Consider the following 12044-nt stretch of genomic DNA (forward strand, 5'->3'; position numbering starts at 1 on the left):
CCCCAACCGGTAATCAAGAATGTGCGAATGAATGAAGTATTAACCTTATTGGGGAACTTGACAAGCACCAAATACAACCAGGACTAAGCCCTTGTGTCACCATATGAAAAAGCCGGGTTACTCACACAACCCGGCTTTATAGATCGCAATTTTGTTGGTTAGTCGCGATTTCCGGTCAGGATTTCGCGCTTGCCGACATGGTTTGCACTACCCACGAGGCCTTCCTGTTCCATGCGCTCAACAAGCGATGCAGCGCGATTGTAACCAATGCCAAGGCGTCGCTGAATATAGGAGGTAGAGCATTTCTTATCACGCAGGACAACCTTGACGGCCTGTTCGTAAACGTCTTCGCCGTCGTCAGAACCCATGGCGGACGCATCAAAAACTGCCGCGTCCTGTACGGGCTCTTCGTCTTCTTCATCTTCGGTGACGGTTGCCAGATAATCCGGGCGACCCTGTTCTTTCAGATGATTGACTACCTTTTCAACTTCCTCATCAGAAACGAATGGACCATGGACACGGACGATACGACCGCCACCGGCCATATGCAGCATGTCGCCCTGACCAAGAAGCTGTTCGGCACCCATTTCACCGAGAATGGTACGGCTGTCGATCTTGGACGTAACCTGGAATGAGATACGCGTCGGGAAATTCGCCTTGATCGTACCAGTAATGACATCGACCGACGGACGCTGCGTGGCCATGATAAGGTGGATACCAGCCGCACGCGCCATCTGCGCCAGACGCTGTACAGCACCTTCAATGTCCTTGCCAGCGACCATCATAAGGTCGGCCATTTCGTCGATAATAACGACGATATATGGCATTGGCGTCAGGTCGAGTTCTTCCTGAATATAGGTCGGTTCGCCGGTTTCCTTATCGAAGCCCGACTGTACCGAGCACATCACGGTTTCGCCTTTGACTTTGGCGGATGCAGCACGCTGATTGAAACCTTCAATGTTGCGCACGCCAAGACGGGCCATCTTGCGATAGCGGTCTTCCATTTCGCGCACGGCCCATTTCAAAGCCACAACGGCCTTCTTCGGATCGGTAACAACAGGTGTCAGCAGATGCGGAATCCCATCATAAATGGAGAGTTCCAGCATCTTCGGATCGACCATAATCAGGCGGCATTCTTCCGGCTTGAAGCGGTAGAGGAGCGACAAGATCATCGTGTTGATGGCAACTGACTTACCGGAGCCTGTTGTACCCGCCACCAGTAGGTGAGGCATCTTGGCTAGTTCCGCAATGATCGGCTCGCCACCAATGCCTTTGCCAAGGCAAAGCGGCAGGCGGTAGTTCGAGGATTCAAACGTGCGGGAGTCGATCATTTCGCGCAGATAAACAGTTTCACGATTGGCATTCGGCAATTCAATGCCAATTACATTCCGACCCGGAACCACTGCCACACGAGCAGACAATGCCGACATTGAACGCGCAATATCATCCGCCAGACCGATCACCCGCGACGACTTTACGCCGGGAGCCGGTTCAAATTCATAGAGCGTGACTACAGGACCCGGGCGCACATGAATGATTTCGCCGCGGACGCCGAAATCTTCCAGCACGCTCTCGAGAAGGCCAGCGCTGCGTTCGAGCATTTCCTGCGTGATGAGATTGCCTTCAAGTGAAGGCGGCTCCTGAAGCAGATCACGTGGCGGGAACTCATAGTCGCCATGCGTGATAACCGCTTCGGTGCGGGGGAGGGGCTGCGGCTGATAAAGCGCAATAGAAGGCGCTGCCTTTGTAGGTGCAGGTGCAACTACAGGGGCTGGGTGCTTTACTTCCTCGACGATATTGAGAGAGACTTCTTCAACAGAAGCTGCGACTTCCTCAACCTGCGGCGGCGCTACAGCCTCGACCGGTTCACGCGCAACAGGCTCCTCAACCTTAACTTCTGCTACAGGCTGTGGTGCAGGCTCAGTCACCACGGGCTGAGCGACTGCTTCTTCTTCCGTCTTTCGCTTGTTCCATTCCACCGTGCGGAACTGTGCAACGATGGACTCGACCGTTGGTGCAGGACGCTTTGGTGCGGCCGCAACGACAGATTGCACAGGAACAGACTCGAAATCGAAGCTTTCCCAGAAAGCGAAGTCTGACAGATGGGCGAATGCGGACATCGCTGCACTGCGCACTGGTTCGACATCGAGCACCACAGCGGTCTTCACGGGCGCAACCGGCTCGATAGGTGCTGCATTAAGAACAGGCGGTACTGGCGCGACTGGTGTTTGAACCATGTTCTGCGACACAGATTGCTGAAGGGCTGCGACCGCCATTGGTTGTACTTCCGCAACTTTTGCGATCTCAATAGGGGAGACTTCGGGGGGGGCAGCTTTTGCGCGGCCATTGATATCCGGCAGATCCTCGCCGCGACGACGAACGAGCTCGACCTCTGGCGTGCGGGTAAAGCGGACATTTGCACCCATTGAGAAATGCGCTTTCCAAGCACCATCGGAGTCTGGTGAATGCGCACCCATCTTCGCGCTGTCTGGCTTCTGCTCGGAAGCAGAATCCGCACGATTTGCATTTGTTTGTGGGAAATTTTCTCTCAAATTACGCATGATACCTGAACCATAGATATGTCGCCCGAATGAGCTTTAGTAATAGAAAATGAAGGTTAACAACCCCCTTCATAATTCGCTCAAATCTGACAATTTTCTTTGAAGTGATCCGTTTTTACGGACAACGCTTATGAACAATTTTTGATATATTATCATTAAATTACAATATGATAAAATAGTTATTTTATGTGATTGATAAAGTATCGTCGTGCCCCGCGTATAGTTTACAGGGGACAACAAAACGGCTTCTTTGGCGCTTGGTGAGCAGACTCAGTGAGACTCAGGCTGTTTAAGCCAATCAGCGAGTGAATTGCGTTTGTTGCCGCCACGCCCCACAAAAGCGTCTGCCGCGCACATGGAATTCAGAACAGCCTCCTGCGTTGCCTCCGCTGCCGCGCGAAAAAGCAAATCAATGCGATTCTCATTCAATGTCTGAATTACGATGAGATCGCGGGGTTCATCATGATCAAAGGTTACGGCGGTTGAAAAGCCGAGGGCAATATCGCCGCTGCCATTGCCCCAGAATGCGCCCAGTCTTGCAAGGCCAGCACCACAGCGTTTTGAGACGCGCTTCAACTGGCGATGTTCCAACGGTACGTCCGTTGCAAGCACGAGGATCACTGAGCCTCTTTCCGGTTGCGCCATTGTCTTTGGCGAGGGCTTACGGCCATCCGGCAAGACCAAGTCGCCCGAGCGACCGAAATTGGTCAACGCCAAAATGCCAAGATGATAGTCTGCACCATCCAGGTTGAAGCGGCGGGAGGCGCTGCCAATCCCGCCCTTGAAGCCAAAGCACGTCATGCCGGTGCCAGCGCCGACATTGCCTTGAACCACAGTGCCGCTCGCATCTATGAGCGCAAGCCGCGCGTGCTCTTCCTGGATGGTTAAGGCCTGAATATCGTTGAAAGGTCCGTCATTGCACTCAAGTACGACCGGATTAACCGTCGCAGTTGTCCGGCCAATATCAGGGTTGGCTGCAATGGCTTCGCGAATGAGGGCATTGGCGCAGGTTCCAACTCCAAACGTATTGGTCAGGAGGATAGGGGTCTCTATATTCCCCAATTCCTCGACCTGCATCAGGCCAATGCTTTTGCCAAAACCATTGATAACATCACAGGCCGCAAGCACTTTGCGCCGATAAAGATTGCCGTCATGAGGCAGGATGGCCGTAACGCCGGTGTTGATATCGCCATCTTTTAAAGTGTGGTGCCCCACACATACACCCGGAACATCGGTGATCGAATTGCTCGCACCCGTCTGCATGTTGCCGCAAATAATACCAAAATCGCGCGCTGTCGGATTCATCTCAATGCCCCGGTTTGATCTCTTAAGTGGTCATAGACGCTTTTTGATGACGACGAAACATCAATCAAGCGCTGCAAGCGTGGCATTAAAATCACAGCCGAAACCACTTATGCTCAATTTAAGCAAAAGCATCTGTCCAATTCGATTTCCATTATTGACTCATATCATTTAGAGGCGCAGCAAATGCGGCGTTAAGAAATTTCGGCCGGACAAGGGGATCTAAGCGGCATGAAAATTACTATCGAACAAACGCTCGACCAGGCCGGAACCGGCCCCTTTCAGCGTAATCTCTTGGGTGTATTCGGACTGGTTTGGGCCGCTGACGCCATGCAGGTGCTGGCTGTCGGCTTCACGGCTGCTTCTATCGCCATGACATTCGGCCTCACTGTTCCGCAAGCTTTGCAAACGGGCACTCTATTCTTTCTGGGCATGCTGATTGGGGCTGCAGTTTTCGGGCGACTGGCCGATAAATATGGTCGTCGTCGCGTACTGCTCATAACAGTTGGCTGCGATGCCGTGTTTGGTCTGTTGTCAGCTTTCTCGCCAAATTTTGCCATCCTCCTGGGTCTTCGTTTCCTGACAGGCATTGCGGTTGGCGGCACGCTGCCGGTCGATTATGCGATGATGGCGGAATTTCTGCCTTCCAAAAATCGTGGTCGCTGGCTGGTTATGCTGGAAGGCTTTTGGGCGGTTGGCACCGTGATCATTGCACTCGCTGCATGGGCAGCAAGCCTTGCCGGTGTTGCCGATGCATGGCGCTATATTTTCATCGTGACCGCTGCACCTGCACTTATTGGTATCTGGCTGCGTTTTTGGGTTCCTGAATCGCCGATGCATCTGCTTAAGACCGGACAGGCGAAAGAAGCCAAGTCCGTCATGAACCGTGTGCTGCGCAAAAACGGCAAGCCGGAACTTTCGCCCAAGGCAATCCTTGAAGCACCGCTTCTGTTAACAAATGAAAAGCTGTTGTCTCCAAATCTGCGTCAGCGAACCCTGACCACGCTGGCCATTTGGTTCCTCGTGTCGGTTTCCTATTACGGCATCTTCACATGGATACCGGCGAAATTGGCGGGCGATGGCTTTGGCTTTGTACGCGGATATGGATTTCTGGTTATCGTCGCGCTTGCACAGTTACCGGGCTATGCGCTGGCAGCGTATGGCGTCGAAGCGTGGGGGCGTCGCAGGACACTCATCACCTTCCTGTTCATCAGCGCAGCTGCCTGTGCACTGTTCACCGTTGCCGGAAACTCGGTTCTGGTTGGCGCTTCGATCCTGATCATGAGCTTTGCACTGCTCGGCACATGGGGCGCACTCTATGCTTTCACGCCGGAACTTTATCCGACATCATTGCGTGCAAGCGGGATGGGCGCTGCCGGTGCTATGGCTCGCCTTGGTGGATTGCTCGCACCATCCGCACTTGCGCTCGTCATTAGCCAGAGCTTTAATATGGCTGTCGCAATGTTTGCAGGCTTGCTGGCATTGGCTGGAATTATTGCATTTTTCATCAATGTGGAAACGCGCGATAAAGCGTTGAACTGATAAAAAGAAGCCCGGACTTCACATCGGAAATCCGGGCTTTACCTAATGAACTGATTTATTAATTAGATAGTTTTAGTCATTGTTTTATTTTGCTTTTCTGAATGTTAGATTGAGACGATATTGGCCCACTAACGGGTGTTCACCGTCTTTCAGCGGCAGAATTCCATGATAGAAAAGCCGTGATGGACCGCCCCAGACAACGATATCGCCATGTTGCAGTGGAAATTTTCTCACCGGGTCGCTGCGCTGTAATCCGCCAAATTGAAATATTGCGGGAAGACCAAGCGAGACGGAAACAATTGGATTGGTAAAATCCTTTTCGTCCTTGTCCTGGTGCAGCGACATTTTCGCGCCTGGTTCATAACGGTTGATCAGACACGCGTCGGGTGAGAATTCCGGATAGCCTGCTTCGCGTGCGGCATGCTCCGCCAGATCAAGCAGTGCATCTGGCATCGTCGGCCATAGCTGATTTGTTTCTGGATCGATCGAACTGTAACGATAGCCTTTGCGATCCGTCACCCAACCAAATGCACCGCAATTGGTCATTGCGACGGACATGCGAAAACCACCGGGCGTCGTCATGTTTCGGAAGGGGGCTGCTTGAGCAACACTTCCCACAGCATCGATAATTTCACGCTCATTGGTGAGCGCGAAACCGCGCAACAGCATCGCGCCCTCGGCAAGATTTTCACGGGTTTCAAGTCTGGAAAACAGATCGTTCATGTGCCGAGCTTACCACAAAGCGTTTTAGACGGGTATATTGCTTATTCGTATTTCAGTTCTTTATTACTTTAATAGAAAACGAGGCCAAAGCCCCGTTTTTATTATATTATTTTGCTGTGCCAAACCGCTCTTCGCTTAAGGCCGCTGCCATAAGAGCCTTCGTATAATCCTCATGAGGATCATCAAAGACCTGCTCGGTATCGCCTTGCTCGACAATCTTTCCATTCTTCATCACGATCACATAATCGGAGACAGCGCGCACCACTGCCATGTCGTGGCTGATGAAGAGATAGGAAAGGCCGTGTTGCTCTTGGAGATCACGCAACAAAGTGACGATCTGCTTTTGCACAGATCGGTCGAGCGCACTTGTCGGCTCATCAAGCACGATAACCTTTGGCTTAAGGATCATCGTGCGCGCAATGGCGATACGCTGACGCTGGCCTCCAGAAAACTCGTGCGGATAACGATTGCGCATGACGGGGTCCATGCCAACTTCACGCAACGCCTCCTGCGCACGACGGTCGCGTTCCTTTGCAGAAAGGTTCGGCTCGTGGATCAGAAGGCCTTCTGTGATAATGCGCCCGACTGTCATGCGAGGGCTGAGCGAGCCGAACGGGTCCTGAAAAACCAATTGCAGTTCACGGCGCTTGGGGCGCATGGCCTGCGGGTCTGTCGGCAGTTCCTTGCCAAGATAGGCAATCCGGCCTTCTGAATCGAGAAGGCGCAGAATTGCACGTCCAAGCGTTGATTTGCCGGAACCGGACTCTCCCACGATCCCGATGGTCTGTCCCTCTTTTAGCGTCAGCGAAACATCGTTGACGGCTGTCATATAGGTGGCGGCACCCAGCCAGGGCTTGTTGATAAGGAAGTTGACCTTCACATTATCGGCACGGATCAACACGGGCGCTTCTGTTGGAGGCGAGGCCTTTTCACCCTCAGGCTCAGCGTCGAGCAGCATCTTCGTGTAAGGGTGCTCGGGTGCCGAGAACAGTTGTTCCGTCTTGTTGGTTTCCACCACTTCGCCCGAACGCATGACATAAACGCGATCTGCAAAGCGGCGAACAATACCAAGATCATGGGTGATAAACACCACAGCCATGCCAAGACGCTTTTGCAGATCAGCCAGAAGATCAAGAATCTGCGCTTGAATGGTCACATCAAGCGCCGTTGTCGGCTCATCGGCAATCAGAATATCCGGCTCATTAGCAAGCGCCATGGCGATCATCACGCGCTGGCGCTGACCGCCCGAAAGCTCATAAGGATAGCTGTCGATGCGTCGTTCTGGTTCGGGAATGCCAACAAGTTTCAGCAGTTCCAGAATGCGCGGGCGTGCCTGCTTCTTGCTCATGCCGCCGTGATAGCGCAAGGGTTCTGCCAATTGGTCGCCGATGCGATAAAGCGGATCAAGCGAGGTCATCGGCTCTTGAAAGATCATAGTGATCTTGGCACCGCGGATTTTGTTGAGCGCCCGATTGGACATGCCGATCAAGTCTTGGCCACGATAAAGCACTTGACCTGTCGCTTTGCCGTTTTGGGCTAAAAGGCCCATCATTGCCATGGTGGTTTGGCTTTTGCCGGAGCCGGATTCACCCACAATTGCGATTGTCTCACCGGCCTGCACATCAAGATTGATGCCACGCACGGCTTCAACAACACCATCATGCGTATCGAAGGTCACGCGAAGATCGCGTACGCTCAGAATGTTTTCGTTGGTCATCTCAGCGATCCTTCGGGTCAAGGCTGTCACGCAGGCCATCGCCAAGGAAGTTCAGCGCAAACAAAATGATGGTGAGCGTTGCGGCTGGCCAGATCAACAGCCAGCTTGCGCCACGCATGTTCTGGGCACCTTCCGAGATGAGCAGGCCAAGGGAGGTGAGGGGATCCTGCACACCAAGCCCCAGAAACGAAAGAAGACTTTCGAGCAAGATAGCCTTTGGAACAAGCAACGTGACGAAAACGATAACCGGACCGAGCGCATTGGGAATAATATGGCGTGTAATGATACCGCGCCGCGTTGCGCCAAGAGCCTCCGCTGCCTGAACGAATTCCTGCCGCTTAAGGCTGAGTGTCTGTCCACGCACAATACGCGCCATATCCAGCCATTCAGTCGCGCCAATGGCAATGAAGATGATGAATATCGACCTCCCGAAGAAGACAAGCAGCAATATGACGAAGAAAATGAACGGCAGCGAATAGAGGATATCGACAAGCCGCATCATGACATTATCGATACGCCCCCCCAGATAGCCCGAAATTGCGCCATAACTGACACCAAGCACCAGCGCCATGGCAGAAGCCAGCAAACCAATGGCAAGCGAAATACGCACCCCAATGAAAATGCGGGTCATCAAATCACGGCCAAGATTATCGGTGCCGAGCACAAAATAATTGCGCGCCACATTAAGTGTCAGTTTGCCCGACAGACCATCGCTTGCGAGTTCAATCTTCGGATTGCTGAACAGATCAGAACGCTGGAAATAACGAAGCACGCGCTCATCGGTCGGGCGCTGAGCGGTAAAATCAACAACGATGTTACTGCCGGTCATTTCCGGTTCAGCGGAAGGCTGAAGACGGGCGCGGGCAAGCTCGCGATCAAGGCCCGGCATGATTGTATCCGCACGTGGATAGGCTTCAAGACTAGGGGCCACACGCACGAATTGCGGATAAATTTTGTCGTATGGATGCGGGCTGATCATCGGCCCGAAAATCCCGGCAAGAGCCAGGATAACAAGAACGACGGCGCTGGTAACCGCTGCCTTGTTCTTGCGCAGCCGAAGCCAGGCATCCTGCCAGAGCGAACGACCTTGCACGGAGCCAAAGGTTTCCGTTTGTGTTGCTGCTGTTAAATCAGTCATAGCGCACCCTCGGATCAAGCCATGCATAAAGAAGATCGACGATCAGGTTGAAGACCACGACAAAGATCGAGATGACGACAACCGTGCCCATGACGAGGGTATAATCGCGGCTCAAAGCGCCTTGAACGAAATAACGTCCGATACCGGGAATGCCGAAAATTGTTTCAACAACGACAGAGCCAGTCAGAAGGCCGGCTGCTGTAGGACCAAGATAGGATACTGCGGGAAGCATGGCCGCGCGCAATGCATGAACGCCAACCACCACGCGCGCTGGCAGACCATAGGCACGTGCTGTGCGTACATGGTTGGCGCGCAGTGCTTCAATGGTTGCGCCGCGCACAAGACGCGCAATAACGCCAACTTGCGGCAATGCCAGCGTAAGCACAGGCAAAACCCAGTAAAGCACATTGGCCGATGACCAGCCGCCAGCTGGAACCCAGCCGAGAATGACGCCGAACAGCAGACTGAGCAGGGGGGCGACGACGAAATTGGGCGTGGTGATGCCGAATGTTGCGAGTGCTACGACGAAATAGTCAACGCTCGAATTCTGCCTGAGTGCTGCCATCGTGCCCAGAAATGTGCCTAGGATTGTTGCGAGCAACAGACCAAGAGAGCCCAGCATAATCGATACAGGCAGACCGGATGCAAACAGATCGTTTACAGAGAAATCGCGGCGCGTAAAACTTGGGCCGAGATCGCCCTGCATAAGATTGCCAAGATAAATAAGGTACTGCTGCCATAGTGGCGCATCCATATTATAGGCTTTCTTGAGGTTTTCGAGGATCAAAGGATCAATCGGACGCTCAAGGTCGAAAGGACCACCCGGCGCAAGCCGGATCAGGAAGAAAGTCAGTGTGACGATGATAAAGATGGTCGGTATTGCACTACCCAATCGTCGGAGCGTGTAGCCCAGCATTTTCATTTTCCCTTCTTTGCTGAACCGGATTAAACCGGATCGGCAAATCCCTTTAAGGGTTTTTGTTTGGTATTTACGGGCAGTCGCCATGCAGCATGCATTGAAGAAAATGCACCAAATATTCGGAAATACTTGGAAACAATAGCATTACCTTGGAAAGACCACATGAAAAGGGCCGCGCCGTAAGACGCAACCCAAGCTGAAAATTATTGTTTCAAGGAAAGCCAGCGGGTCTTGTGGCTGTCCATCAGATTATCGTTCCAACCGTCAACCTTGTCTGAAACAAGTGCGCGTGAGGAATAATAAAGGATTGGAATATTGCTCATGTCGTCGAGCTTAAGCTGCTCGGCTTCGGCCAGAACCTTAGCGCGTGCATCCAGATCGAGAATCTTCGATGCTTCGGCCATCTTCGCATCATATTCCGGGTTTTTTACTTTGGAATAGTTGAAGCTGACATCACTCTGGGCAATGTAGAGGAAGTTCTGTGGATCGTTGTAATCACCGATCCAGCCGGCACGCGCAATATCGAACGGGCCATCTTCGCGCAGGAAGTTAAAGTAAGATGCGCCTTCAGTTTCATTAAGTGAAGCTTTGACACCGATATTGCCAAGCTGGTCGGCAATTGCCGCCATTGTGTTCTTGTTATTTTCGGATGTGTTGTAGAGAAGTTCGATGGACAGCGTATTCGGCTCAACGCCAGCTTCTTTCAACAGCTCCTTCGCCTTGTCTTCACGATCGAGCATGTCATCGGAATAGTCGAGCTTCGGAGCATCCTTGACGTAGTGGTTGATGCCCGGAGGAACCAATGAGTAACCCGGCAACATCGTACCCTGCCAAACCTGATCAGCGATGAAGTCGCGGTCAATTGCCATGGAAATGGCCTGACGAACGCGCGGGTCTTTCAGCTTGCTATCGGCAGCCTTGCCTTTGACCGGCAGATAGTAGACGCCGAGATACGGTGCCATACGGAATTCGTTGGCAAGGTTCTTCTTCACATAATCCATTTGCTCAGCCGGAACGTCAGAGCAAATCTGAACTTCCTTGGCCTCGAAACGACGCATGCAGCTTGCACGATCTTCGAATGGAATCCAGTTGATGGTGCCGATCTTCACCTGATCCGCTTCGTAATAGTTCGGATTCTTCTTCATGACGATCTTGTCATTGGGCGTAAAGCTGACCAGTTCATAAGCGCCATTGGTGACAAGCTTGCCAGGTGTAGTGAACTTGTCGCCATTTTCTTCAACGCTCTTCTTGTGGAGCGGAAAGCCTGTCTGGTGCGTTAGAAGCTCAAGGAAATACGGAGCAGGGGAGTTCAGTGTGACTTTCAGTGTGTGCTCATCAACGGCTTCAACACCGAGTTCATCGACTGGCTTCTTACCACCAGCAACATCTTCTGCATTCTTGATAACGAACAGCATGCTGGCATAACCGGCAGCAGTTTTCGGGTCCATCAGACGGTGGAAAGCAAAGCTGAAATCCTCAGCCGTCACCGGATCACCATTCGACCATTTTGCATTGTCGCGCAGATGGAAGGTGTAAACCAGACCGTCTTCCGAAATATCCCATGACTTCGCAACGCCAGGAACAGCTTCACCATCGGCATTTTGAATTGTCAGTCCATCGTAAAGATCACGAAGAACGTTGCCTTCCGAGACTGTGGAAGTGCGATGATGATCGAGCGTTGCCGGGTCTGTATCATTGCCACGGTTGAGAACAACTTCAGCCGAAGCTGCGCCCATCAGTACGGCAAGACAGACACCTGTCAGTAAAGTTTTGCGGAACACGAAGAACTCCTCCTGAGTAATATTCGAAATGGCGTGCATCTTATGGATAAGATTTTCTCTTGCAAGCGAAGTTATTAACTTACTGTATTATCTGTCTTATTCCCGGTGTAAAGGCTAAATTAGAAAGCACAAAATTGGTACGCTGACTTTTATTCAAATGAGAAATATCCAAAATTTCAAACTTTCTAATATAGAGAAAACTCCACCTTTTGGGGAGTTTTCGATCAACAAAGCACCAAGCCAGCTTAGCCAACACGATGACGATTCGCTCAAGTTTTGATCAGTTCGTTTGCTCTGTGGAAAACCAACCTTGGATATGAGCTTTAACGAGCATCGTATGTCACATCATATGCTGACTTGC

Annotated in this window: 8 protein-coding genes; 1 reads left to right on the forward strand and 7 read right to left on the reverse strand. The window is 52.1% G+C overall.

Going from position 1 to position 12044, the window contains the following annotated elements; genetic code table 11:
* Positions 1 to 158: 158 nt before the first annotated feature.
* Entirely contained in the window at positions 159 to 2561 is a 2403-nt protein-coding gene (locus CEV31_RS15035) for a DNA translocase FtsK (RefSeq protein ID WP_094507946.1), read from the reverse strand.
* Between the two features lie 270 nt (positions 2562 to 2831).
* The gene (locus CEV31_RS15040; RefSeq protein ID WP_094507948.1) at positions 2832 to 3866 is read right to left on the reverse strand and encodes a DmpA family aminopeptidase; all 1035 of its coding nucleotides are present in this window, start codon (positions 3864 to 3866) and stop codon (positions 2832 to 2834) included.
* A 228-nt stretch (positions 3867 to 4094) separates the two neighbouring features.
* Between CEV31_RS15040 and CEV31_RS15045 the strand changes: the two genes are divergently transcribed.
* Complete coding sequence (locus CEV31_RS15045; RefSeq protein WP_094507950.1) at positions 4095 to 5405, forward strand: MFS transporter; 1311 nt, start codon at positions 4095 to 4097, stop codon at positions 5403 to 5405.
* An 84-nt stretch (positions 5406 to 5489) separates the two neighbouring features.
* Here CEV31_RS15045 and alkB read toward each other — a convergent pair whose 3' ends face one another.
* The 5 genes from alkB to CEV31_RS15070 form a co-directional block, all read right to left on the reverse strand.
* A complete protein-coding gene (gene alkB, locus CEV31_RS15050) occupies positions 5490 to 6128 on the reverse strand; it encodes a DNA oxidative demethylase AlkB (RefSeq protein ID WP_094507952.1) in 639 nt (212 codons plus the stop codon).
* Positions 6129 to 6234: 106 nt separating this feature from the next.
* Positions 6235 to 7845 carry an ABC transporter ATP-binding protein gene (locus CEV31_RS15055; RefSeq protein WP_094507954.1) on the reverse strand — a complete coding sequence of 537 codons (1611 nt, stop codon included), beginning with the start codon at positions 7843 to 7845 and terminating at the stop codon, positions 6235 to 6237.
* Position 7846: 1 nt separating this feature from the next.
* Positions 7847 to 8983 carry an ABC transporter permease gene (locus CEV31_RS15060; protein ID WP_094507956.1) on the reverse strand — a complete coding sequence of 379 codons (1137 nt, stop codon included), beginning with the start codon at positions 8981 to 8983 and terminating at the stop codon, positions 7847 to 7849.
* Positions 8976 to 9899, reverse strand: coding sequence for an ABC transporter permease subunit (locus CEV31_RS15065; protein WP_094508573.1), 924 nt, complete (start codon positions 9897 to 9899; stop codon positions 8976 to 8978). Before CEV31_RS15065 ends, CEV31_RS15060 begins: the two co-directional genes overlap by 8 nt.
* Before the next feature lie 206 nt (positions 9900 to 10105).
* Positions 10106 to 11683: a peptide ABC transporter substrate-binding protein gene (locus CEV31_RS15070; protein WP_094508575.1), complete on the reverse strand. Its 1578-nt coding sequence runs from the start codon at positions 11681 to 11683 to the stop codon at positions 10106 to 10108.
* Positions 11684 to 12044 lie beyond the last annotated feature (361 nt).

The sequence above is a fragment of the Brucella thiophenivorans genome, from assembly GCF_002252445.1.
GTDB lineage: Bacteria > Pseudomonadota > Alphaproteobacteria > Rhizobiales > Rhizobiaceae > Brucella > Brucella thiophenivorans.